Genomic DNA, 23,243 nt, shown 5'->3' on the forward strand with positions numbered 1-23,243 from the left:
CCCCCTCGGCGCGGCCCGATTAGGCCAGCCGCCCCTCATCCATCCGCAGCCACCGGTCGATCCCGATCGCCTCCAGGAAGGCGCTGTCGTGGCTGGCGACCAAGAGCGCGCCCGGGTACTCCGCCAGCGTCTCCTCGAGCATCTCCACCGCCTCGATATCGAGATGGTTCGTCGGCTCGTCGAGGATCATGAGCTGCGGCGCCGTCGGCCCGCCGAGCGCGAGGGCGAGGCCGAGACGCAGCCGCTCCCCGCCGCTGAGCGCCGAGACCGGCTTCTCCGCCGCCACGTTGCGGAAGGCGAAACGGGCGAGGAGGGCATGAGCTGCCTCCACCTCCAGCCCCGGCAGCAGGCGGCGGACCGCGCCGAGCAGCGTCTCCTCCTGCCGTAACCCGGCGACATGCTGGTCGAGCACGGCGAGGGCGGGCGGGCGGCGCAGCTCCCCCGCCTCCGGCTCCAGCGCGCCGCGGACGAGGGCGAGGAGGGTGGACTTGCCGGCGCCGTTCGCCCCCTCCAGCGCCACGTGCTCGCCGGCGCGCATCTCCAGCGACAGGGGGCCGAGCGCGAAGTCGCCGCGGCGGAGCGCCACCTCCCGCAGCGAGAGCACCGTGCCATGCGCCTCGCCCGCTTCCGCCGTGATGGCGAGCGGCGGGCGCCGGGCGATGCGGGCGGCGGCCCTGTCCCGCGCCTCCTGCGCCGCCGCCTCCTGCCGGGCGGCGAGGGAGCGGCCGGCGCCGCCTGTGGCCTCCGCCCGCTCCTTGCGGGCATCGAGCAGGATCTTCGGCTGATCTCCCTTGGCCCGGCTGGCGCGGCCGGCCTTATCGCGCCGCGCCTGCCGCTCCGCCCGCGCCTGCGCCGCGGCGCGTGTCTGGCGAAGCGCGCGCTCCGCCTCGTCCAGCGCAGCCGCCTCGCGGGCGCGGCGGGCGCCCTGCGCCTCGGCGAAGGCTGGCCAGCCGCCGCCGAAGAGCGTGCAACCGGCGGGCGACAGCTCGAGGATGCGGTCCACCCCGGCGAGCAGGGCGCGGTCGTGGCTGGCGAGCACCACGCCGCCGGGCCAGCCCGCCACCAGCTGCGCCACGAGGTCGCGGCCGGCGCTGTCGAGGTTGTTGGTCGGCTCGTCGAGCAGCAGCAGGTCCGGCTGGTCGAGGTGCAGCCGCGCGATGCCGGCGCGGGTGCGCTCGCCGCCGGACAGCTCGCGGAGCGGGTGGGGCAGCATCGCCTTCTCCAGCCCGGCGGAGGCGAGGGCGGCGGAGAGTCGGGCGGGCAGGTGCCAGTCCGCCTCGGCGAAGTCGGCTTCGCTGCCGGCGCCCGCCTCGATCCGCTCCAGCCGGGAGAGCGGGGCGGCGACGCCGAGCGCCTCGGCGAGGGGGAGGCTCTCGTCGGGCCAGCTCTGCCGGAGCCGCCCGATGCGGCCGCTGCGCGTGATGCGCCCGGCCGCCGGCGCGGCGCCAGCCATCACGGCGAGCAGCGTCGACTTGCCGGCGCCGTTGGGGCCGACGAGGCCGGTGCGCTCGGCACCGAAGGAGAGGGAGAGGCCCGAGAGGAGCGTCTCGCCGTCAGGCGTGGCGAGGCGGATGTTGGAGAGCGTGAGGAAGGCAGGCATGGGTCACCGGTGCGGTCGTTGCGAAAAGGGCGACGATCGGTCGGGTGAACTCCATCTTGGCCTCCATGCCTTGCGTGAGGGGCAGAGATGCCGCCCGGGGGCCTGAAAATCAAGGCGCCCGGCCGTGAAAAGGGCCGGCGCTGGGGCCGGCCCTTCGGGGTCTTTAAGGGGAAGGGCGGTCAGCCCGCCCGCCGCTCCGGGTGAAAGCGGCTGGTGCCGGAGAGGGCGAAGCGGCCGGAGCGGACCTTCACGATCCGCCCCTGCCGGAGCAGGGTGCCGAAGCTGCGCAGCCCCTCCTCGCGGGAGAAGCCCTCGGGCGCCGCCTCGCCGACGAGGCGCATCAGCTGGGGCCGGGAGAAATCCTCCGCTCCCTCGATCTGCGCCGTGTAGGCGGCGGCGGCCTCCAGGAGGTCGGAGAGCGATTCGGCGCCGGCCTCGGCGGCATAGGCGGGGAAGCTCTCCTCCGCCTCGGCCTCCTGCGGCTGCGGCGCGGGGCGGGGCGGCTCGACGCTCTCCCCCGGCATGACACGGCGCGGGCGCACCGGGGCGGCGGGGCTGGCCTCGGCCGTGCCCCGGCTCTCCGCGGTGTCGACCCGCTGCGAGGCGACGAGCTTCAGGGGCGCGGTGCGCGGCCGCTCCGACGGCTGGTCGGCGCGGACGGGGCGGCGCGGGCGCACCACCTGGTCGAGATCGTCGCGGAAGGCGGCGAGCTTGCCCTCACGCCCATCCCCCTCGCCGAGCCGGCGGGCGGCCTCGGTGGCGGCGACGGCGGCCTTGAGCTGCGCGATGGCGGCGCGGCGGCGCGAGTTGCCCGGCTCCGCCAGCTGGTCCTCGGTGCGCGACAGGATGCGGTCGAGCCCGGCGCCATCGGCCTCCGGCGCGTTGGAGAAGGGGCGGGGGTCGTCCCATGCGGGGCGGTCCTGGCCGAGGGGATCGTCGCGCTCGGCTGTGGCGGGGGCGTCGTCCTCGTCGTTCTCGCTGCCCCAGGCCTCGTCGTCCGCCTCGGAGTGGAGGGCGGGGGCCGGCTCGGCCTCCTCGGCACCGGAGAAGAGGGACTCGCCGTCGTCGGCGCTCTCCTCGCCATCCCAGCCTTGCGCCGGGGTGGGCCAGGCGTCGGCATCGTCCTCGTTGTCGGAGAGGTCGTCCTCCGGGATGTTCTCGGAAACCGGCGCGTCGGCGGGGGCGTCTTCGGCCATCACGTCATCAGACGGCGCCTCGGTGGACTCGTCCTCAACCTCCGGAGCGGCCTCGGCGGCCGGCTCGGGAGCCTCCCCGAATTCCTCCGCCAGCGCGGCGTCCAGCTCGGCCTCCCAGGCCTCGTCGGCCGATGTCGGGGTGGCGATCTGCGACGACTGGGCGCGCGCGGGGGCGGCTTCGTCCTGCGCCCAGTCCTGCAGCTCCGCCTCGGCGGCGGCCAGCTCGTCGATGTCGGGCGAGGAGCTGTCGGTTGCCTCCGGCTCCGGCTCGGGCGCAGTGCGGAAGGCGGTGGGCTCGGGCAGGGGGGCGGGGGCCGACTCCGCCGCCTCGCCGGCCGCCTCGGCCATCGCGGCGTCGAGGTCGGCGTCCGCCCCAAGCTCGGCTTCCAGAGCTGCCAGCTCGGCGAGGAGGGCCGCCTCGTCGGTGTCGGAAAGCGTGCCGACGTATGGCGAATCGGTTTCCTCGGCGCCGACAGGCTCACTCTCCGGCAGGGCGGGGCCGACCTGATCGGCGGGCGCCTCGGCACCCGGCTCGGGCGCCGTTTCCGGCGCTTCGGGGGCCGAGGGCTCGGTGGTCGCCTCGAACGGGCCCTGCTCGACGGGCGCCGGGGCATGGTCGTAATCGGCCTCGCCGGCGATGGTGTCGTAGGGCATCGCCAGTTCCTGCGAAGGCGTCTCCTCGACTTCGGGCACCTCTGCGCCGGCCTGCTCCGCGTCACCGGCGGCGAGCTGAGCCTCGAGATCGGCCAGCTCCTCGTCGGCCAGAGCCTCCTCGGGCAGGTCGTCGGCCGTCACATCTTGCTCGGGCGCGACCTCTTCCGCGGGTGCCTCGTCAGCCACCACCGCGTCGGGGGCGTCCTCCCCCTCGGACACGTCGAGCAGGAGCGCGACCTCGTCGGCCAGCGCCGGGTCGGACGCGCCGACCAGCGCGCTGTCCGCGGAGAGGGCCTCAGTGGGAGCGGTCTCGTCCTGAGAGACGGCCGGAGCCTCGGGCTCGGGCGTCTCTTCGAGCGCCGGTTCCGCCTCGGCGGGGGCAGGGGTCTCGGGCGCATCGTCCATCCCTTCGTCAGCGGAGACATCCTCCGCCGACCAGTCCCGGGCGTCTTCGGCCGGCACCGTCTCCTCTTCGACCTCGGCCAGCTCCGCCTCTTCCGGCTGCCCGACGGCCTCGCCGGCTGCGGTAGCGGCGCCGCTGCCGACGACGGCGCGAATGCGAGCGAGCTTGTCGGCGACGTTGCCGCCACCGGCGTTCCGCAGCTGGCCCGGGCTCGGCGGCATGGCGGGCGTGGCCTCCTCCGCCGGCTCCTCGACGGGGGACTCGGCCTTCACCTCGGGCTCGGCAGTCTCCGCCTCCGGCTCTTCCTCCGCCTGAGGCACCGCAGCGGGCGCGGCGAGCTGCGCCGCGCGCAGGACGATGCCGCCCTCCTCGGTGCGCGCCTCCACCCTCCGCGCGATCTCGCGCTCGGCGATGCGGGCGAGCATGTCGGCATCGGGCGTGGCGGGCTCGGCGCCGAAGTAGCGGTCATCGGCGGCGAGGTCGCGGAAGTACTCCGCGATGGCCTTCATCGTGCCGAAGGAATCGTCGAACCCTTCCAGGGTGCAGCTGAATGTCCCGTATGAGACGGTGAGGATCTTGCTGGACCCGACCATGTCGTCACTCGCTTCTGATTGCCTCTCGGTACAGGAGGCCTGTTCCGGGCGTCCTTGACACGCCATACAGGGCCACGAAGTAGGTCCCCCATGGCGGATTTCGGGACCTTTTCGGGGCAGTCGGCGGCGAATACGGGAATATTGTGGCAGGCTCCGGAGTGATTGTCAGCAGCGCACCGGTCACGCTCGTGGGCGGCGGCCCGGTGTCGGGGACGGCGCTGGCGGCGGCGCTGCGGCTGGCGCCGCGGCTCGTCGCGGCCGATGGCGGGGCCGACCGGCTGCTCGCCGCGGGGCACCGGCCGGAGGCGGTGATCGGCGACATGGATTCCATCTCGCCCGGCGCCCGCGAGGTGCTGTCGGACCGGCTGATCGAGGTCTCCGAGCAGGAGACGACCGACTTCGACAAGGCCCTGCGCCACATCGAGGCGCCGCTGGTGCTCGCGCTGGGGATGCGCGGCGGGCGGCTCGATCACGAGCTGGCGGCGCTCTCCGTCCTCGCCGCGCGACCGGACCGGCCCTGCGTACTTCTGGGCGAGGAGTACCTCGCCTGCCTCTGCCCGCCGGAGCTGCGGATGGACCTGCCCGAGGGCTCCGAGCTGTCGCTCTTCCCGCTCGCCCCCTGCCGCTGTGAGAGCGATGGTCTGCTCTGGCCGACGGCGGGGCTCGACTTCGCCATCGGCGGGCGGATCGGCACGTCGAATGCCGTCACCGGCCCGGTCTGGCTCAAGCCCGATCGGCCGGCGATGCTGCTGATCCTGCCCCAGGTGGCGCTGGAGGGTCTGGTCAGGGCACTGCCGGCGTCGCCAGCCTGGCCGTCCGCCGCTCCCGCCCGATGATGTAGAGCCCGGCGCCGATCGTCAGCGCGATGCCTGCGGAGGCCATGGGCCCCGGCAGATCGGCGAAGATCGCCCAGCCGATGAGCGTGGCGAAGGGGATCTCCAGGTATTGCATCGGGGCGAGGGTCGCCGCCGGCGCGAAGCGCAGTGAGGCGGTCATCATCAGGTGGGCGGCGGTCCCCGTCAGCCCCAGCGCCAGGATCAGCCCCCAGCCGGTGAGGTCCTGCGGGGCCCAGGCGAAGGCCCCGGGGGAGCCGGCGAAGATTAGTGCCAGCGGCAAGAGCACGACACTGGCCATCGCCCCGCTGACCGCCTGAAGCGTCACCGGTCCGACCTCCCGCGCGACGGCGCGGGTCGCCAGCATGAAGAGCGCGAAGATCACCGCGACCCCCAGCGGCAGGAGAGCGACCACCCCCGCCTCCCTCAGGTTCGGCTGCAGGACGAGGAGCGTGCCGACGAAGCCGACGGCGCAGGCGCCGAGGCGGTGCGGCCCGACGCTCTCCCCCAGCACGGCCCATCCGAGCAGCAGCATGAGGAAGGGCATGACGAAGGCGATGGCCACCGCATCCGCCAGCGGCAGGTAGAGGAGGGCCGTGAACATCGCTGAGATGCCGGCCACGTGCAGTGCCGTGCGCACCGCCGTCAGCAGCAGCACCCGCCGCCCGAGCAGCAGCGTGCCGCCGGTGAGCAGCACCATCGGCACCAGCACCGCCGCCTGCACGGCGAAGCGGATGGTGACGAGCTGGCCGACGGAGAGGCTGGTGCCCAGCAGCTTGGCCAGCGAGTCGCCGAAGGGGGCGAGCACGCAGAAGGCGAGCATCAGGAGGATGCCGAGGAGGGGACGATCGGTGGCCATGGGCGCGACGCTAGCGAATGCGGCACGGCGCGTCCATGGCGGGGCGGGAGGGGCCGGGGGGCGGGCGATACCCTAGCCCCCGGCCCCCCGAACATCTTCAAAAGACAGCGAGAGCCGCCGGTCAGGCCGCCGTCAGCACCTTCTCGATCTGGTCGACGGGATGGCCCGTGAGCGTCTTCGGGATCTCGGCCACGATCTTCGATTCCACCTCCTTGTGGAGCTTGTGGCGCATCTCGCCCAGCACGACGGGCGGCGCGACGAGCACGAGGCTCTTGTAGACGCCCTTGTGGGCCATCTTGTAGAGCCGCTCGGCCATCTCGTCGGCGAAGCGTTCCTTGGCGATGCGGTGCCAGTCGGCATCCTCGACGGCGCTCTTCTGGACGCGCCCGCCCCCGTCGTTGAGCCGGCCCGGGCGGTCGGTGCCCTGCTCGCGCGTCGGCGGGTTCTCCTCATGGAATTCGCGGACGACCTGGAGGTTCGGATGTTCCTCGTCGCCCTCGTTGCGGAAGAGCAGCGCCTTCTCGCCGTCGGCGACCATCACGTAAATATCGTGAGTGAGTTTCAGTTCGGACATGGGTGAATCCTCCGTTCTTCGCGGTCTTGCGACCTTCGAAAGAGAGAACGCCCTCGGACCACGGCGCGTTCCGTTGCCCCAGCCCCCGTCTTTGGTCCTCAAAATCCCGGGGGTTTGGGGGCAGAGCCCCCAACGCACTAATGGAATGCGCCGCAGGCGCTCCGCTGAACAACCGGCCTTCAGCAGTTCGGCACGTTCACCGCGAGCCCGCCCAGCGAGGTCTCCTTGTACTTCTCGCTCATGTCCCCGCCCGTCTGCCGCATCGTTTCGATCGCGGCGTCCAGCGGCACGAAATGCTGCCCGTCGCCGCGCAGGGAAAGCGAGGCGGCGGAGATCGCCTTGATGGCGCCGAGGCCGTTGCGCTCGATGCAAGGGACCTGCACGAGCCCTTTCACCGGGTCGCAGGTCATGCCGAGGTGATGCTCCAGCGCGATCTCGGCGGCATTCTCCACCTGCTCGGGCGTGCCGCCGAGCACGGCGCAGAGCCCGGCGGCGGCCATGGCGGAGGCGGAGCCGACCTCGGCCTGGCAGCCGCATTCGGCGCCGGAGATCGAGGCGTTGTACTTGATCAGCCCGCCGATGGCGGCGGCGGTCAGCAGGAAGTCGGGCAGGCGCGAGGGCTGGGCGAGCGGCACGTGCGTCAGCCAGTATTTGATGACCGCCGGCACGACGCCGGCGGCGCCGTTCGTCGGCGCCGTGACCACCTGCCCGCCGGCGGCGTTCTCCTCGTTCACCGCCATGGCGTAGGCGCTGATCCAGTCGTTGATGATATGCGGCGGGGCGAGGTTCTGCCCGGCCTCGCGCTTGAGCGCCTCGTGGATGGCGGCGGCGCGGCGGCGGACGTTCAGCCCGCCGGGCAGGGTTCCGCCCGAGGCGAGGCCCCGCTCCATGCAGGCCTCCATCACGGACCAGAGGCGGGAGATGCCCGCCTCCAGCTCCGCCCGGCTCATCCGGCTTTCCTCGTTGGCGCGCTTCATGGCGGCGATGGAGAGGCCGGAGTCCCCGGCCATCGCCAGCATCTCGGCGGCGCTCTTGAAGGGGTAGGGGACGGGCGGGCCGCTATCCTTGTCCTGCCCCTCCGCCAGCTCCGCCGCCGTCAGCACGAAGCCGCCGCCGACGGAGTAATAGGTGACCTCGGTGATCACGTCACCCTGCGCGTCCAGCCCCTGCAGGACCATGCCGTTGGCATGGCCGGGCAGGGGGGCGCCGTAGTCGAAGCGCAGGTCCTCCTCGGGGTCGAAGGCAAGGCGGGGCAGGCCCTCGGGCTCCACCGCCTTGTCGGCGCGGATGGAGGAGAGCGCCGCCTCGGCCTTCTCCGCCTCGTAGGTGCCGGGGGTGAAGCCGGCGAGGCCGAGGATCGTCGCCCGGTCCGTCGCATGGCCGATGCCGGTGAAGGCGAGCGAGCCGTGGAGCGTCGCGCGCAGGCGGGAGACGGTGAAGGGCTGGGCACGCAGGTGATCGAGGAAGCGGGCGGCCGCCACCATCGGCCCCATCGTGTGGGACGAGGAGGGCCCGACGCCGACCTTGAACATCTCGAAGACGGACAAAAACATCTTACAGCGCCGCTCCTTCCTTGGGCCGGCAGGGCTGCGGCGCCGTGAAGGGGCGGGGGCCGAGCCCCTCCGCCTCGGCGACGCGGGCGGTGGCGGGCAGCGCCTCCATCCGTGCCGCCAGCGCCTCCAGATTCGGCCAGCCGGAGAGGGGCGGCCAGCCCGGCCCCGGGTAGAGCTGCAGCCAGCGCAGCTGCGGCGCGAGATAGCAATCGAGGAGGCCGGGCGCCTCGGCCGCCATGAGGGGGGCGAGATGCGCCTCGGCCATGTCCAGAAGCGCCGTCATCCGGGCCTCCGTCTCCTCCGGCGAGGCGAATGGGAACTGGCCGGGGTAGAAGCGGGCGCGCAGGCCTGTGTGCATCGTGTTGGAGAGCCAGAAGAGCCAGGTGAGCGCGGGGCCCCGCGCCGCGGCGCCCGGCGGCGGGAAGAGCGGCGCGCCGGTCTCGGAGAGCCAGAGCAGGATGGCCGCGGTCTCGAAGAGCGGGCCGGAGGGCGTCTCCAGCACCGGGATGAGGCCCATCGGGTTCAGGGTGAGGTACTCAGCCCCCCGCTGCGCCTGCGCCCTCCGGTCGACGAGGCGGGTGCGGTAGGGCCGCCCCTGCATCTCCAGCGCCAGGCGCACGGAGAGCGAGGCGTTGTCGGGGGCGTAATGGAGGACGAGCTCGGTCATGATGCCAGTTGATCAGGTGAGAGGGCGGGGCGCCAAGCGGAGACAGACCTGCCGGGAGCGGAAAGCGACGTCAGTCGGGCCGCGTGAGGATGAAGGCGGCACCGGCGCCCATCCCGGCGAGCTGCACGAGGATCACCCAGAGCGGCAGTCGGAGGATGAGGCTGAGCGCGAGGATCGCCGCCATGCTGGCGCAGGCGATGATCTTTGCCCGGCGCGGGATGGCGCCCCGCTCCTCCCACTCGCGGATCGGCGGGCCGAAGCGGGCGTGGGAGAGGAGCCGGGCATGGAGCGCCGGGCTGGAGCGGGCGAAGAAGTAGGCTGCGAGGATGAGGAAGACGGTGGTCGGCAGCCCGGGCAGGACGATCCCGACGAGGCCGAGGCAGATCATCAGCCACCCGAGCCCGATATAGACCCACCGCTTCATCGCCCGCCCTCTCGCTGCCGGGCCGAAGTGGCCCCGGCCGGGACGGGCGTCAAGGGGTGGGGGGTGGTGTTGAGAGCTGGCGGCCGGTGGGCTCGCCGTGCCCTCGTAGGGTGGGTTTGCAACCCACCGTGGCCGACGTCGCCGCTTCTCCCCCCGCCCGGTACGCGCCAAAGGCGCAGGGCGAGCGCCTGTCCGTCCCGCGGGCTGGCGCTCTGGTGGGGCCTGGTGCGTCGCTCGTGTCGGGGAGGGGTGTGGCGGGCATAAAGTTCGCAGCGGCACCGTCGGAGCGCCACCCCACGAGCCGGCGCTCGCCCTGCGCCTGAGAGGAGAGCGCCTGGTGGAGAAGGGGGCGGTGGGTTGGAAACTCACCCGACGGGTCTGGGTGCCCTATCGTCCCACCGGTTCCCATCCGGCTCGATGACAGCGACCGGTCCAAAGCTCCTGCCCACGCCCGGTACGCGCCAAAGGCGCAGGGCGAGCGCCTGCCCGCCCCGGCGGGCTGGCGCTCCGGTGGGGCTTGGTGCGTCGCTCGGGGCGGGGAGGGGAGGGGTGTGGCAGGCATAAAGCGCGCCGCTCGACCGTCGGAGCGCCATCCCACGGGCAGGCGCTCGCCCTGCGCCTGCAATCGGAGTGCGAGTTGGAGCGCGGCAGGTGGGTTGGAAACCCACCCTACGTGCCGGGTGCTCTATCGTCTCACCGGTGTTCCCCCTGCTCGACGATGGCGACCGGTTTGAATTCGTCCCACGCGCTGCGACTGAAACCGGCGGCGCGGGTGGAGAGGGGTGCCGGGCTGAAACCCGGTCGACGGCCCGGCCGGGAGGGCAGGGGGCCGCCGGATCGCGGCGCAGCCAGCCCACGCCTGTGAGCGAGGCCGTCCCGTTCCAACCACCGGCGCCCCCCACCCACGCCCTGCGCTCCCCCGGCTACGCCCGGCGCCGGCGATGCGCCGGTCTCATTGACATCGCTCGAGGGGCGCGCCAACGCTGCCGCCCATGCTCGACCTGCGCCCCGTCGGATATGTCATCGGCCTTCTCGTCGCGGTGCTCGGGCTGACAATGTTCGGGCCCTTCGTCGCCGACGTGGTGGCGGGCAACGGGCAGTGGGCGACCTTCCTCGAAAGCGGCGTCGTCACCGTCCTCACCGGCGGCATGATGGCGCTGGCCTCGTCCAACGGGGTCAAGGAGGGGCTGACGCTCCGGCAGACGTTCCTGATGTCCGCCGGCGTCTGGCTGGCGCTGCCGGCCTTCGGGACGCTGCCCTTCCTCATCGGCCTGCCCAACATGACGCTGACCGATGCCTTCTTCGAATCCATGTCGGGGCTGACGACCACCGGCGCCAGCATCCTCGGCGGCGGCACCGTGCACGGGCCCATCGACGATCTGCCGGAGGGAATCCTGCTCTGGCGCGGCATCCTGCAATGGATCGGCGGCATCGGGGTGATCGTCTTCGCCATGGTCTTCCTGCCCGAGCTGAAGGTCGGCGGCATGCAGGTCTTCCGCTCCGAGGCCTTCGACACCATGGGCAAGATCCTGCCCCGCGCGGCCGAGATCGCCTCCTCCATCTCTGTCATCTACGTCGCCCTCACCCTCGCCTGTGCGCTGTCCTACATGGCGACGGGGATGATCCCCTTCGATGCCATCGTCCACGCGATGACCACCGTCTCCACCGGGGGCTTCGCCAACACCGACGCCTCCTTCGGCGCCTACGGGGCCGGGGCGCATTACGTCTCGGCGCTGTTCATGATCCTCGCGGCGCTGCCTTTCGTGCGCTACGTGCAGCTCATCGGCGGGCAGGGGCTGCCGCTGGTGCGCGATGCTCAGGTGCGCGGCTTCCTCGTCGTCATCGCCGTCTGCGTGATCTTCGTGACCATGGCGCTCTTCCGCCTCGTCCACGGGGTGGAGGAGGTGGCGTTCCGCGAGGCGCTGTTCAACGTCGTCTCCATCATGTCGGGGACGGGCTATGCCTCGGCCAACTACATGACATGGGGCAGCTTCTGCGTGACGCTGTTCTTCTTCATCGGGCTGATCGGCGGCTGCGCCGGCTCCACCGCCTGCTCGGTAAAGATCTTCCGCTACCAGATCCTCCTCGTCTCCATCGGCGCGCAGATCCGCAAGATCTACAACCCGCACGGGGTCTTCGTGCCGCGCTACGACGGGCGGCCGGTCAGCGAGGACGTGCTGAACTCCGTCATGGCCTTCTTCGTGGCCTTCATCATCTCGGTCGGCATCGTCTCCGTCTGCCTGTCGCTGACGGGGCTCGACTTCATCACCTCCGTCTCCGGCGCCGCGACGGCGCTGGCCAATATCGGCCCCGGCCTCGGCAACGAGATCGGGCCGGCGGGGAACTTCGGCGGGCTCAACCCGCTGGCGAAGTGGATCCTGAGCCTGTCGATGTGGTTCGGCCGGCTGGAGATGCTCGTCGTGATGGCGGTCTTCACCACGCGGATGTGGCGCGACTGACGAGCGTGCGGGCGGGGGTTGCGGTCCGCCCGGCGGGGCGCGAGATTGTGGCATCCTTCCTCAGCCCGAGAGTCCCCCCATGCCCATCCGCAACCGATTTGCCGAGCTCCTCCCCGAGATCACCGAATGGCGCCGCGATCTGCACGAGCACCCCGAGATCCTCTTCGAGACGCACCGCACCTCGGCGCTGGTGGAAGAGAAGCTCAAGGCCTTCGGCTGCGACGAGGTGGTGACGGGCCTCGGCCGGACGGGCGTCGTCGCGCTCATCAAGGGCCGCGAGCCCGGGCGCACCATCGGCCTGCGCGCCGACATGGATGCGCTGCCGATCACCGAGGAGACGGGCGTGCCCCATGCCTCCAAGACCGCCGGCGCCATGCATGCCTGCGGCCATGACGGCCATACGGCCATGCTGCTGGGAGCCGCCAAGTACCTCGCCGAGACGCGCAACTTCGCCGGCACCGTCGCCGTCATCTTCCAGCCCGCCGAGGAGGGCGGCGGCGGTGGCCGGGAGATGTGCGAGGACGGCATGATGGAGCGCTTCGGCATCGAGGAGGTCTACGGGATGCACAACTGGCCGGGCCACCCGGTCGGCGAGTTCGCGATCCGGCCCGGCGGCTTCTTCGCCTCCACCGACCAGTTCGAGATCGAGGTCGTGGGCCGCGGCGGCCACGCCGCCAAGCCGCACGAGGGCGTCGACCCGACGGTGATGGCGGCGCAGCTCGTGCTGGCGATGCAGACCATCGTCTCCCGCAACGCCGACCCGGTGAAGCAGATCGTGGTCTCGGTGACCTCCTTCGTGACGTCGAGCCAGGCGTTCAACGTCATCCCGCCGAAGGTGACGCTGAAGGGTACCGTCCGCACGCTGGCGCCGGAAATGCGCGAGCTGGGCGAGACCCGCATCAAGGCGCTGGCCGCCTCGCTCTGCGAGGGCTTCGGCGGCGAGGCGCGGGTGCGCTGGATCCGCGGCTACCCGGTGATGGTCAATGCCGAGACGGAGACGGAATACGCCCGCGAGGCCGCCCGCAAGGTGGCCGGGGACTGCGCGGAGGCCGACCTCGTGATGGGCGGAGAGGACTTCGCCTACATGCTGGAGGAGCGGCCGGGCGCCTATATCCTCGTCGGCAACGGCGACACGGCGGCGGTGCACAACCCGAGCTACGACTTCAACGACGAGGCGATCCCGGCGGGCTGCTCCTTCTGGGCGGAGATCGTGGAGCAGCGGCTGCCGTTGAGCTGAGGCGGGAGAGGGCGGGGCGGCCTCGCCTTCGGCAATCGCCCGCCCGCCCTCTGTATCCCTGTCCGCGCTGACTCCAGCGTGAGGAGGGTTGAGAGGAGGGCTCCATCTGCTGAGAGGCCGTTTGCTGGCAGGTCTGCCTAAAAACAGGCCTCGCCCATGGTGAGGGCGAGTCGCCCCGCGTCAAGGAGCTTCGCCCGCCTCTGGCGGCGCCTGCGGCGTCCTTGACCCGGGACGACTCGCGGTGCGCCGGGGGCGGGAGGGGGCCTTGCGTCTGACCGCCATGGTGCGACCGTTGAGCTAAGACCCCGGCCCGGTGCGCGCCAAAGGCAGGGCGAGCGCCTGTCCGCCCGGAGGGCTGGCGCTCTTGTGGGGCTTGGTGCTCAGCGGCGAGCTGGGAGGTGTGCGGTTGGCATAAAGCGCGCAGCGGCAACGTCGGAGCGCCACCCCAAGGGCAGCCACTCGCCCTGCGCCCGTGAGCGTTACGCAGGAAAGGCTGGGCGACTTGGCTTCGGGACGAAAGACCCCCCCCCCCCCCGCCTATTCGGCTGCGTGCTTCGGATCCTTGCCGTCGTCGTCGCGGCGGGCGGCGAGGACGGGGCGAGTGAGGGTGCCGCCGATGCGGTCGGGCGCGGGAGGCTCGATGCGCGAGGGGCCGTAGGGCGCGAGGGGAGAGGGCTCCGTCGGCGCCTCCGGCTCCGGCTCCGCCGCCGGTTCGGGGGCGGGGAGGGCGGCCGTGGTCTCGGCGGGCGCGGGCTGGGCCGGCGCGGGCTCGGCGGCCGTCTCGGCGAGCGGACGACGGAAGACCAGCAGGTTCTGGTAGACCACCGTCTTGCCGGCGAGGCCCGAGCGCTCCTCGCTGGGCAGGGTGTCGGTGCGCAGGTATTCCCACCCCTCGGCGCCCAGCTCGTTCATTGTGGCTTCCAGCACATGGGCGAAGCGCGCCTCCGGCGACTTCACACCCTTGCTCTTCGTGCCCTTCTTCGGCGCCGGCACGACGCGGTATTCGTAACAAAGCATGACAGATATCCCAAAATCCCGCCTTCGGCCTTAGCAGGCGCCGCCTGCAAGGCCAAGCGGCGAGGGCGCGCGGCCCCCGCCGGCGCCCGCTCCCGTGCGGGGCGGCGCCTAGAGGCCCAGCTTGGCGGAAACGATCTCGTTCACCGCCTTGGGATTGGCCTTGCCGCCGGTGGCCTTCATCACCTGCCCGACGAACCAGCCGGCGAGCTTGGGATTGGCGCGGGCCTTCTCCACCTGCGCGGGATTGGCCGCGATCACCTCGTCCACCGCCGCCTCGATGGCCCCGGTGTCGGTGACCTGCCGCATGCCGCGCTCCTCGACGATGACGGAGGGATCGCCGCCCTCGGTGTAGACGATCTCGAAGAGGTCCTTGGCGATCTTGCCCGAGATGTCGCCCTTCACGATCAGCCCGATGATGCCGCCGAGCTGCGCCGGGGTCATCGGGCTTTCCGTGATCGCCTTGTCGCCGTCGCGCTTGAGGCGGCCGAAGAGCTCGTTGAGCACCCAGTTGGCGGCCAGCTTGCCGTCGGAGGCGGCGGCGACCTCCTCGAAATAGGCTGCGCTCTCGTGCTCCGCCGTCAGGACGGAGGCGTCGTAATCCGACAGTCCGTAATCGGCGATGAAGCGGGCCTTCTTGGCATCCGGCAGCTCGGGGAGGGAGGCTTCGATATCGTCCACCCAGGCCTGCTCGATCTCCAGCGGCAAGAGGTCGGGATCGGGGAAGTAGCGGTAGTCATGCGCCTCTTCCTTGGAGCGCATGGAGCGGGTCTCGCCCTTCTCGGCGTCGAAGAGGCGGGTCTCCTGCGTGACGGACTTGCCGTCCTCCAAGAGGGCGATCTGGCGGCGCGCCTCGTATTCGATGGCCTGCTGGATGAAGCGCATGGAGTTCATGTTCTTGATCTCGCAGCGCGTACCGAGATGGCTGAAATCCTGGCTTTCCATGTAACGCTCGTAGTCGCCCGGCCGGCAGACGGAGACGTTGACGTCCGCCCGCAGGTTGCCGTTCTGCATGTTGCCGTCGCAGGTGCCGAGGTAGCGCATGATCTGCCGAAGCTTCAGCACATAGGCCGCCGCCTCCTCCGGCCCCCGGATGTCGGGGCGGGAGATGATCTCCATCAGCGCGACGCCGGTGCGGTTAAGATCGACGAAGGAGAGGGACGGGTCCATGTCGTGGATCGACTTGCCGGCATCCTGCTCGAGGTGGATGCGCTCGATCCGCACGAGGCGCGCCTTACCGTCGCCGAGTTCCACCAGCACTTCGCCCTCGCCCACGATGGGGTGGTAGAGCTGGCTGATCTGGTAGCCCTGCGGCAGGTCGGGGTAGAAATAGTTCTTACGGTCGAAGGCGCTGTGCAGGTTGATCGCGGCCTTCAGCCCCAGCCCGGTTCGCACCGCCTGCGCCACGCAGCCCTCGTTGATGACCGGCAGCATCCCCGGCATGCCGGCATCGATGAAGGAGACGTTGGAGTTGGGCTCGGCGCCGAACTGCGTCGACGCGCCGGAGAAGAGCTTGGCCTTCGTGGAGACCTGGGCATGGACCTCCATGCCGATCACCAGCTCCCACTCGCCGGTGGCGCCGGAGATGAGCTTCGGCTTGGGGGATTCGTAGGTCAGATCCAGCATGGCGCGGCCTCGTCCGGTTCGGGATGCGGATGAATAGGCAAAGCAGCGCCGACCCGCAAGCCTCGGGTGGGGCAGGGGAATCTGCCTCCGCGTGTGGGCGCCTGGCCGCCAAGCTGTTCATTTCGCCGGCTTTTCAGTTGAAGCCGGGGGCGACTCGCACCATCTTGCCCGGCATGTCTGCCCTGCGCGTCGCCTCTCTGCTCGCCGCCGCCCTTCTCGCCACGCCCCTCCGGGCCGAGCTGGTCACCCCAGCCTGGCCCCCGGCTGCGCTGGCCGAAGCACCGGATGCGCGCCCGACCCTCCGCCCGGAGTGGATCGAGCGGATTCCGCCGGTGCAGACGGGCGCCACCGTCCGCCCCGTGGCCCGCGACCCCTTCCTGCCAGCCGCCCGCTGGGGCGGCAGCGCCCAGGCGATGTGGACGCGCGCCGCCCTCTCCGCGATGGACGATCACGGCGAGCCGCTGGTCGACACGCTGCCCCGCGACATCGGAACGTGGTGCCCCGGCTATGCCACGGCGAGCGAGGAGAACCGGCAGGCCTTCTGGGTCGGCCTCCTATCCGCCCTCGCGTGGTACGAGAGCACGCACCGGCCGACGGCCGTGGGCGGCGGCGGGCAATGGTTCGGCCTGACGCAGATCTACCCGCCGACGGCGCGCTCCTACGGCTGCCGGGCCGAAACCGGCGGCGAGCTCAAGGATGCCGAGGACAACCTCAGCTGCGCCATCCGCATCCTCGCCACCACCGTGCCGCGCGATGGTGCCGTGGCGCTGCACGACGGCCGCTGGCGGGGCGTCGCGGCCGACTGGGGGCCGATGACCAGCTCGGTCAAGCGGGCGGCGATGGCGGAATGGACGAGCCGGCAGAGCTATTGCCAGGTGCACCTCGCCCCCGAGGAATCCGCCCGGCCGCTGGCCCGGCCGGCGCATCTGGGCGAGATCACGACGGCGATGAACGACTGACCGCCGGGAGGGGCACGAATTCCGCCCCCCGGTCAGGCCGCGCGCATCCGCCTCCCTCAGGCCGAGCGCATCCGCAAGACGCTTAGCTCGCCCGCATCCGCACGACCATCTCGCGTAGGTCGCGGCTCAGCCCCTCTGCCTCCGCCACCCGCGCCAGCTGGGCCTGGATCATCTCCTGCCGCCGCTCCCCGTAGCGCTTCCACGTCTGGAAGGCGGTGGAGAGGCGGGCGGCGATCTGCGGGTTCACCTTGTCTGTGCGGATCAGCCAGTCGGCGAGGAAGGCATAGCCCTCGCCGCTGGCGTCATGGAATCCGGCGGCATTGGCCGGCAGGGCGCCGATGACAGCGCGCAGGCGGTTGGGGTTCTTCGCGTTGAAGGCCGGATGCTCCGTCAGCCGGCGCGTCACCTCAAGCGCCCGCTCGGGCGCGGCGAGCTGCACCTGCTGGCTCATCCACATGTCCATCACCAGCTCGTCGCCGCGCCAGCGCTCCTCGAAGGCCGCCAGCTCCGCCTCGCCGGAGCCGATGGAGAGGAGGGCCTGCAGCGCGCCGAGCGAGAGGGTCATGTTGTCCGCCCGCGCGAACTGCTCGCGGGCCGTGTCGCCGCCATCGCCGCGCGACAGCAGCGAGAGGGCGGCATTGGCCAGCAGGCGCTTGCCCGACTGCTCGGCATCGGGGGCGTAGGGCCCCTCCGTCTGCGCCTCCATGTAGGTGCGCTGCAGCGCGCCGACATGCATCCGCGCTACGGCATCCTTCAGCGACTCGCGGGCCTTGTGGATGCGGGCCGGGTCGGCGGCGCGGCCGGCGGCGGCCTCGTCGGCGGCCAGCTCGTCCTCGCCCGGCAGGCCGAGGAGGCGGGCCCGCAAGGCCGGGTCGAGCCCGTGTTCCGCCAGCACCTGCCCGATGGCGCCGAGGTAGACATGCGAGGGCGAGCTGCCCTCGTGCATCATCTGCTGCAGCGTGCGGCGGGCGAGGGCGCGGCCGGCATCCCAGCGGTTGAACGGGTCGGTGTCGCTGGCGAGGAGGAAGGCCTCCTCCGCCGCCGTTGTCTTGCGGGTGACGATCACCGGGGCGGAGAAGTCGCGATTGATGGAGAGGATGGGCCGCGCGCCCAGCCCCTCGAAGGTGAAGCTCTGCCGCGGCTCCGTCAGCTCCAGCACCTGCGTCGGCACAGCCTCGTCCCCGTTGGGGGAGAGCAGGCCCACGGCCACCGGCATGTGGAAGGGCAGCTTGCGCTCCTGCCCCGGGGTGGGGGGCGTCTGCTGCTCCAGCGTCAGGGTGTAGGTGCCGTCCTTGAAACTTTCCTCCACGTTCAGGCGCGGGGTGCCGGCCTGGGAATACCAGCGCTTGAACTGGCTGAGATCGCGGCCCGTCGAATCCTCGAAGACGCGCAGCCAGTCCTCCACCGTCGCCGCCTCGCCGTCATGCCGCTCGAAGTAGAGATCGAGCGCCTTGCGGTAGGCCTCCGGCCCGACGAGCCGGTGGAGCATGCCGATCACCTCGGCGCCCTTCTCGTAGACGGTCACGGTGTAGAAGTTGTTGATCTCGACGAAGCTCTCCGGCCGCACCGGGTGCGCCAGCGGCCCGCCATCCTCGCGGAACTGGTGCGAGCGCATGAGCCCGGCATCCTCGATCCGCTTCACGGGGGCGGAGCGCATGTCGGAGGTGAACTGCTGATCGCGGAAGACGGTCAGCCCCTCCTTGAGCGAGAGCTGGAACCAGTCACGGCAGGTGATGCGGTTGCCCGTCCAGTTGTGGAAATACTCGTGGGCGATGACCGCCTCGATCCGCTCGTAGGTGCCGTCGGTCGCCGTCTCGGGGGAGGCGAGGACGAGCTTGGAGTTGAAGATGTTCAACCCCTTGTTCTCCATCGCGCCCATGTTGAAGTCGCTCACAGCGACGAGGTTGAAGATGTCCAGGTCGTATTCGCGCCCGTACTTTTCCTCGTCCCAGCGCATCGACTTGATGAGCGCCTCCATGGCGAAGTCGCACTTGCCGAGATCGGCCTCGCGGACCCAGATGTTCAGCTCCACGTCCTTGCCGGAGGCGGTGGTGAACGCGCCCGGATGCGCCTTCAGATCGCCCGCCACCAGCGCGAAGAGGTAGGCCGGCTTCGGCCAGGGATCGTCCCACTCCGCCCAGCCCTCGCCCTCGCCGGCCTTGTTGCCGTTGGAGAGCAGCACCGGCATGTCGCTTTCGACGCGCACGTGGAAGGGCGCCATCACGTCGGGCCGGTCGGGGTAATAGGTGATGCGGCGGAAGCCCTCGGCCTCGCACTGGGTGCAGTAGATGCCGCCGGACATGTAGAGGCCCTCGAGCCGCGTATTGTCCTCCGGAGAGATCTCCACCTCCGCCTCGAAGGTGAAATCGCCGGCGGGGACGTCGCAGGTCAGGCCCTTGTCCGTCACCTCGGGGGTGATCTCCTGCCCGTCTATCCTCGCCGAGATCAGCGTCAGATCCTCGCCGTGGAGGAAGAACGCCTGCTCCGGCGCGCGCGGATTGCGGCGGAAGCGCAGGCGGGAGATGACGCGCGTTGCCGTCGGGTGAAGGCGGAAGGTCAGCTCCGTGCGCTCCACCAGCCAGCCCGGGGGCGTGTAGTCGGCGAGGTGGATGGTCTCGGTATCGCTCATGGCTTGCCGCCTTGTCATCTGGGCGAGAAAAACTAGCTTCTTCCCTAAATCCCCCCTGCAGGGGCCGCAACATAGTCAGCGCGGAAGGAGTGCAAATGTCCGCTTCCGAAACCAACACCGAAGAATCTGCCAAGCGCCACAAGGGCCCGCTCATCGGCATCGGCATCGCCGTGGCGATCGGCGCTATCATGGGCATCGCCATGGCGGTCACCGCCGTGATGCGCGGCGACGATCCCGAGGGGGCGGATCAGCAGATGAACTCGCTCTCGGGTGAGCTCGAGCCGGCGGAAAGCGCCGTCGAAGAGCCGGTCGGCCTGGAAGGGACGGACGAGTAACGCGCTGTCTGCGCAACTGGCCGTCAGCTGCGGGGTTGTCCGCGCGCGCCGTTTCATGTCTGCTTCGTCCGGATTGATCGAGGGAGACAGGTATGGGTGAGCGCATCGAGCGGGCAGGCCTTCAAGTGGCGCCGGAGCTGGCGCTCTTCATTGAAGACAAGGCCCTGCCGGGCACGGGCGTTTCGCCCGATGCGTTCTGGCAGGGCTTCGCCAGCCTCCTCACCGATCTCGCCCCGAAGAACCGCGCCCTCCTGTCCAAGCGGGAGGAGATGCAGGCCGCCCTCGACGACTGGCACAAGGCCCGCGCCGGGCAGCCCGTCGATGCGCAGGCCTACCGCGCCTTCCTGTCCGAGATCGGCTATCTCGTCCCCGAGGGCGAGGACTTCCAGATCGAGACGACGAACGTCGACCCGGAGATCGCCGAGATCCCCGGCCCGCAGCTCGTCGTCCCGATCACCAACGCCCGCTTCGCCCTCAACGCCGCCAATGCCCGCTGGGGCTCGCTCTACGATGCGCTATACGGCACCGACGCGCTGGGCAGCCTGCCGCAGGGCAGGGGCTACAACCCCGACCGCGGCGCGCAGGTGATCGCCCGCGCCCGGGCGCATCTCGATGAAGTGACGCCGCTCGCCGAGGGCTCCTGGGCAAACGCCGAGGGGCTGAGCGTGGAGGAGGGCGCGCTCGTCGTCACGCTGCCCCACGGGGCGACGGGCCTCAAGGACCCGGCCCAGTTTGCCGGCTACATGAAGGACGATCTCTGCGAGCTGCAGGTGCTGCTGCGCGCCAACGGCCTTGGCCTCGAGATCCTCGTCGACCGGACGACGGAGATCGGCAAGAGCGACCCCGCCGGCATCTCCGACGTCTGGCTCGAATCCGCGATGTCCAGCATCATGGACTGCGAGGACAGCGTCGCCACCGTCGATGCCGAGGACAAGGTGCTCGCCTATTCCAACTGGCTCGGCCTGATGAAGGGCGACCTTGAGGAGACGTTCGAGAAGGGCGGCGAGACGGTCACGCGCAAACTGAATCCCGACCCGGAGTACCTGACCCCCGCCGGCGAGCCGATGTCGGTCAAGGGCCGCGCCCTCATGCTCGTCCGCAATGTCGGCCACCTGATGACCAACCCGGCGATCCTGCTCCCCGATGGCTCCGAGGTGCCGGAGGGCATGATGGACGCCATGGTGACGACGCTCATCGCCATACACGACATCTCCAAGACGGACGGCCCCCGCAACTCCCACAAGGGCTCCGTCTACGTGGTGAAGCCGAAGATGCATGGGCCGGAGGAGGTCTCCTTCGCCGTCGAGATTTTCGACCGGGTGGAGCAGGTGCTCGGCCTGCCGGCGAACACCGTGAAGCTCGGCATCATGGATGAGGAGCGCCGCACCTCCGCCAACCTCAAGGAGTGCATCCGGGCGGCGAAGCATCGCGTCGCCTTCATCAACACCGGCTTCCTCGACCGGACGGGCGACGAGATCCATACCTCGATGGAAGCCGGCCCGATGGTGCCCAAGGGCGAGATGAAGGATCAGCCCTGGATCAAGTCCTACGAGGATCGCAACGTCGACATCGGCCTCGCCTGCGGCCTCAAGGGCCGCGCCCAGATCGGCAAGGGCATGTGGGCCATGCCCGACAAGATGGCGGCGATGCTGGAGGCCAAGATCGGCCACCCGCAATCCGGCGCCACCTGCGCCTGGGTCCCGTCGCCCACCGCCGCCACGCTGCACGCGACACATTACCACAAGGTGAACGTCCTCTCCCGGCAGGACGAGATCGCCGCCGGCGGCGCCCGTGGCACGCTGGAGGACCTGCTGACCATCCCGCTCGCCACCGGCCGCAACTTCTCCGATGATGAGGTCAAGCGGGAGGTCGAGAACAACGCCCAGGGCATCCTTGGCTACGTCGTCCGCTGGATCGACCAGGGCGTCGGCTGCTCGAAGGTGCCCGACATCCACGATGTCGGCCTGATGGAGGATCGCGCCACCTGCCGCATCTCCTCCCAGGCGCTGGCCAACTGGCTGCACCACGGGGTGGTGAGCGAAGAACAGGTGATGGCCGCCATGAAGAAGATGGCCGAGGTGGTCGACCGTCAGAACGACGGCGACCCGGCCTACCGGCCCATGGCTCCCGGCTTCGACGGCATCGCCTTCCAGGCGGCGTGTGACCTGGTTTTCAAGGGCCGCGAGCAGCCCTCGGGATATACCGAGCCGGTGCTCCATGCCCGGCGGCTGGAGCTGAAGGGCAGCTGAATGGCCACACGCGGTCAGGTTGAAGAGTGGATCGGCCGCTGCGCCCTCGGCGACAGGAAGGCCTTTGTTCAGCTTTACGATGCGACAAGCGCGAAACTCTTCGGTGTCGCGTTGCGTGTCTTGAATGATCGCGCCGAGGCGGAAGAGGTGCTTCAGGAGATCTATGTCCGCATCTGGCAGAACGCCGGTCGGTATGCCTCCAACGGGCTCAGCCCGATGTCCTGGCTGATCACCATCGCCCGCAACAGGGCCATCGACCGGCTGCGCGCGCGCAAGAGCGGCGGCGGCCGGGGAGAGATGGAAGAGGTGGCGGACCTGGCCGATGCGGCGCCGGGCCCGGAGGCGCAGACCATTGCCGCCGGCGAGGCGGCGCGTCTCGCCGCCTGCCTCGAAACCCTGCCCGAAGGTCGGGCAGAGGCTGTCCGCCGCGCCTACATGGAGGGTGAAACCTACGCCGAGCTGGCGGAGAGGTTCGCCGTCCCCCTGAACACGATCCGCACCTGGCTTCGCCGGGGGCTGATCTCCTTGAGAGAGTGCCTGTCGGTATGAGCGACATCGGAGGACCCATCGGCGACGACCCGCGGCTGACGGCCGCGGAGTATGCGCTCGGCCTCCTGACCGGGGACGAGGCGCGCGCCTTCGAAGCCGAGATGGCGAAGGACCCGGCCCTCGCCGCCGAAGCGCTGGGCTGGGGCGAGCGGCTGGCCCGGCTGGCCGAGACCGAGGTGCCCGACGTGGCACCGCCGAAGGCCCTTCGCCGCAAGGTCGAGCGCCGCGTCTTCGGCCGCTCCCGCCGCCGCCCGCTCTGGATCGGCCTCGGCGGACTCGCGGCCGCCGCCGTGGTGGCGGTCGCGGTGATCACGGTCGGCCCGCAGTTCACGCCCGGCGCGGCGCAACCGGAATATGTCGCGACCGTCTCCTCCGACGACGAGTCGCTGGTGATGCGCGCCGCCTACCAGTCGCAGACGGGTCTCCTCGATCTGGTGCTGGAGAGCGGCGAGCCGCCCCCGGGCCGGGTGCTGGAGCTCTGGGCCATCGCCGGCGACGAGGCCCCGGTCACGCTCGGCATCCTTGCCCTCGGCGAGCACCAGGTCCCGCTATCGCCGGACCTCGCCTCCGCTCTGAACAGCGGCCTCGTCCTCGCCATCACCGACGAGCCCCCCGGCGGCGCCCCCGGCGGCGTCCCCACCGGCAACATCATGGCCGCCGCTCCGCTGACCTCCGTCTAAGCGGACCAACTGCTTCATGGGCGCACCGTCAGGCTGAAGTCGGCGCGGGCTGCGGCGCACCCGCCCCGCGCCTGACATGGGTTCCTCCTCGGCGAGCCTCACCTCCGCCCACACCTGACCAAACCCCGCCATGACAGCACCGCGCCGCCC

General features: G+C 70.9%; 18 protein-coding genes. 8 read left to right on the forward strand and 10 right to left on the reverse strand.

Annotation, left to right across the window (positions count from 1 at the left end):
• Positions 1 to 19: 19 nt before the first annotated feature.
• A complete protein-coding gene (locus tag GY170_RS03995) occupies positions 20 to 1,600 on the reverse strand; it encodes an ATP-binding cassette domain-containing protein (RefSeq protein WP_163890158.1) in 1,581 nt (526 codons plus the stop codon).
• 179 nt (positions 1,601 to 1,779) lie between these two features.
• The gene (locus GY170_RS04000; protein ID WP_163890160.1) at positions 1,780 to 4,446 is read right to left on the reverse strand and encodes a hypothetical protein; all 2,667 of its coding nucleotides are present in this window, start codon (positions 4,444 to 4,446) and stop codon (positions 1,780 to 1,782) included.
• Between the two features lie 158 nt (positions 4,447 to 4,604).
• Here GY170_RS04000 and GY170_RS04005 point away from each other — a divergent pair, with 158 nt between their 5' ends.
• A complete protein-coding gene (locus GY170_RS04005) occupies positions 4,605 to 5,282 on the forward strand; it encodes a thiamine diphosphokinase (protein ID WP_235937789.1) in 678 nt (225 codons plus the stop codon).
• Here GY170_RS04005 and GY170_RS04010 read toward each other — a convergent pair.
• The 5 genes from GY170_RS04010 to GY170_RS04030 form a co-directional block, all read right to left on the reverse strand.
• Positions 5,230 to 6,138, reverse strand: a complete 909-nt coding sequence (locus GY170_RS04010; RefSeq protein WP_163890162.1) for a DMT family transporter — start codon at positions 6,136 to 6,138, stop codon at positions 5,230 to 5,232. The genes GY170_RS04005 and GY170_RS04010 overlap by 53 nt on opposite strands.
• Before the next feature lie 121 nt (positions 6,139 to 6,259).
• A complete protein-coding gene (locus GY170_RS04015; RefSeq protein ID WP_163890164.1) occupies positions 6,260 to 6,712 on the reverse strand; it encodes a baeRF12 domain-containing protein in 453 nt (150 codons plus the stop codon).
• 179 nt (positions 6,713 to 6,891) lie between these two features.
• Positions 6,892 to 8,265, reverse strand: coding sequence for an L-serine ammonia-lyase (locus GY170_RS04020; protein WP_163890166.1), 1,374 nt, complete (start codon positions 8,263 to 8,265; stop codon positions 6,892 to 6,894).
• 1 nt (position 8,266) lies between these two features.
• Positions 8,267 to 8,932, reverse strand: coding sequence for a glutathione S-transferase family protein (locus GY170_RS04025; RefSeq protein ID WP_203531153.1), 666 nt, complete (start codon positions 8,930 to 8,932; stop codon positions 8,267 to 8,269).
• A gap of 70 nt (positions 8,933 to 9,002) precedes the next feature.
• Entirely contained in the window at positions 9,003 to 9,356 is a 354-nt protein-coding gene (locus GY170_RS04030) for a YbaN family protein (RefSeq protein WP_163890168.1), read from the reverse strand.
• A gap of 992 nt (positions 9,357 to 10,348) precedes the next feature.
• Here GY170_RS04030 and GY170_RS04035 point away from each other — a divergent pair.
• The gene (locus tag GY170_RS04035) at positions 10,349 to 11,815 is read left to right on the forward strand and encodes a TrkH family potassium uptake protein (protein WP_163890170.1); all 1,467 of its coding nucleotides are present in this window, start codon (positions 10,349 to 10,351) and stop codon (positions 11,813 to 11,815) included.
• 79 nt (positions 11,816 to 11,894) lie between these two features.
• Positions 11,895 to 13,052 carry a M20 aminoacylase family protein gene (locus tag GY170_RS04040; RefSeq protein WP_163890172.1) on the forward strand — a complete coding sequence of 386 codons (1,158 nt, stop codon included), beginning with the start codon at positions 11,895 to 11,897 and terminating at the stop codon, positions 13,050 to 13,052.
• Between the two features lie 537 nt (positions 13,053 to 13,589).
• Here GY170_RS04040 and GY170_RS04045 read toward each other — a convergent pair.
• Together GY170_RS04045 and gatB are read right to left on the reverse strand one after the other, a co-directional pair.
• A complete protein-coding gene (locus GY170_RS04045; protein WP_203531154.1) occupies positions 13,590 to 14,069 on the reverse strand; it encodes a DUF4177 domain-containing protein in 480 nt (159 codons plus the stop codon).
• Between the two features lie 108 nt (positions 14,070 to 14,177).
• On the reverse strand, positions 14,178 to 15,692 hold the full coding sequence (gatB, locus tag GY170_RS04050; RefSeq protein WP_163890174.1) for an Asp-tRNA(Asn)/Glu-tRNA(Gln) amidotransferase subunit GatB: 1,515 nt from the start codon (positions 15,690 to 15,692) through the stop codon (positions 14,178 to 14,180).
• 173 nt (positions 15,693 to 15,865) lie between these two features.
• Here gatB and GY170_RS04055 point away from each other — a divergent pair, with 173 nt between their 5' ends.
• Positions 15,866 to 16,651, forward strand: coding sequence for a transglycosylase SLT domain-containing protein (locus GY170_RS04055; protein WP_163890175.1), 786 nt, complete (start codon positions 15,866 to 15,868; stop codon positions 16,649 to 16,651).
• A gap of 82 nt (positions 16,652 to 16,733) precedes the next feature.
• On the opposite strand, the gene pepN is transcribed toward GY170_RS04055, so the two are convergent.
• Positions 16,734 to 19,280: an aminopeptidase N gene (gene pepN, locus GY170_RS04060; RefSeq protein ID WP_163890177.1), complete on the reverse strand. Its 2,547-nt coding sequence runs from the start codon at positions 19,278 to 19,280 to the stop codon at positions 16,734 to 16,736.
• Positions 19,281 to 19,375: 95 nt separating this feature from the next.
• Here pepN and GY170_RS04065 point away from each other — a divergent pair, with 95 nt between their 5' ends.
• The 4 genes from GY170_RS04065 (at position 19,376) to GY170_RS04080 (ending at position 23,093) form a co-directional block, all read left to right on the forward strand.
• Complete coding sequence (locus GY170_RS04065; protein ID WP_163890179.1) at positions 19,376 to 19,615, forward strand: hypothetical protein; 240 nt, start codon at positions 19,376 to 19,378, stop codon at positions 19,613 to 19,615.
• A gap of 92 nt (positions 19,616 to 19,707) precedes the next feature.
• Positions 19,708 to 21,864 (forward strand): malate synthase G, encoded by a 2,157-nt coding sequence (locus GY170_RS04070; protein WP_163890181.1) that lies wholly within the window; start codon positions 19,708 to 19,710, stop codon positions 21,862 to 21,864.
• Positions 21,865 to 22,413, forward strand: coding sequence for a sigma-70 family RNA polymerase sigma factor (locus GY170_RS04075; protein ID WP_163890183.1), 549 nt, complete (start codon positions 21,865 to 21,867; stop codon positions 22,411 to 22,413).
• The gene (locus GY170_RS04080; protein ID WP_163890185.1) at positions 22,410 to 23,093 is read left to right on the forward strand and encodes an anti-sigma factor; all 684 of its coding nucleotides are present in this window, start codon (positions 22,410 to 22,412) and stop codon (positions 23,091 to 23,093) included. Before GY170_RS04075 ends, GY170_RS04080 begins: the two co-directional genes overlap by 4 nt.
• Positions 23,094 to 23,243: the final 150 nt, after the last annotated feature.

The organism is Pseudoroseicyclus tamaricis (genome assembly GCF_012070395.1).
Taxonomy (GTDB): domain Bacteria; phylum Pseudomonadota; class Alphaproteobacteria; order Rhodobacterales; family Rhodobacteraceae; genus Pseudoroseicyclus_A; species Pseudoroseicyclus_A tamaricis.

Bases quoted from the DNA above. Each gene is read 5' to 3' on its own strand.
- GY170_RS03995 (WP_163890158.1), bottom strand. From the start codon at position 1,600: ATGCCTGCCTTCCTCACGCTCTCCAACATCCGCCTCGCCACGCCTGAC.
- GY170_RS04000 (WP_163890160.1), bottom strand. From the start codon at position 4,446: ATGGTCGGGTCCAGCAAGATCCTCACCGTCTCATACGGGACATTCAGC.
- GY170_RS04010 (WP_163890162.1), bottom strand. From the start codon at position 6,138: ATGGCCACCGATCGTCCCCTCCTCGGCATCCTCCTGATGCTCGCCTTC.
- GY170_RS04015 (WP_163890164.1), bottom strand. From the start codon at position 6,712: ATGTCCGAACTGAAACTCACTCACGATATTTACGTGATGGTCGCCGAC.
- GY170_RS04020 (WP_163890166.1), bottom strand. From the start codon at position 8,265: ATGTTTTTGTCCGTCTTCGAGATGTTCAAGGTCGGCGTCGGGCCCTCC.
- GY170_RS04025 (WP_203531153.1), bottom strand. From the start codon at position 8,932: ATGACCGAGCTCGTCCTCCATTACGCCCCCGACAACGCCTCGCTCTCC.
- GY170_RS04030 (WP_163890168.1), bottom strand. From the start codon at position 9,356: ATGAAGCGGTGGGTCTATATCGGGCTCGGGTGGCTGATGATCTGCCTC.
- GY170_RS04035 (WP_163890170.1), top strand. From the start codon at position 10,349: ATGCTCGACCTGCGCCCCGTCGGATATGTCATCGGCCTTCTCGTCGCG.
- GY170_RS04040 (WP_163890172.1), top strand. From the start codon at position 11,895: ATGCCCATCCGCAACCGATTTGCCGAGCTCCTCCCCGAGATCACCGAA.
- GY170_RS04045 (WP_203531154.1), bottom strand. From the start codon at position 14,069: ATGCTTTGTTACGAATACCGCGTCGTGCCGGCGCCGAAGAAGGGCACG.
- gatB (WP_163890174.1), bottom strand. From the start codon at position 15,692: ATGCTGGATCTGACCTACGAATCCCCCAAGCCGAAGCTCATCTCCGGC.
- GY170_RS04055 (WP_163890175.1), top strand. From the start codon at position 15,866: ATGTCTGCCCTGCGCGTCGCCTCTCTGCTCGCCGCCGCCCTTCTCGCC.
- pepN (WP_163890177.1), bottom strand. From the start codon at position 19,280: ATGAGCGATACCGAGACCATCCACCTCGCCGACTACACGCCCCCGGGC.
- GY170_RS04065 (WP_163890179.1), top strand. From the start codon at position 19,376: ATGTCCGCTTCCGAAACCAACACCGAAGAATCTGCCAAGCGCCACAAG.
- GY170_RS04070 (WP_163890181.1), top strand. From the start codon at position 19,708: ATGGGTGAGCGCATCGAGCGGGCAGGCCTTCAAGTGGCGCCGGAGCTG.
- GY170_RS04075 (WP_163890183.1), top strand. From the start codon at position 21,865: ATGGCCACACGCGGTCAGGTTGAAGAGTGGATCGGCCGCTGCGCCCTC.
- GY170_RS04080 (WP_163890185.1), top strand. From the start codon at position 22,410: ATGAGCGACATCGGAGGACCCATCGGCGACGACCCGCGGCTGACGGCC.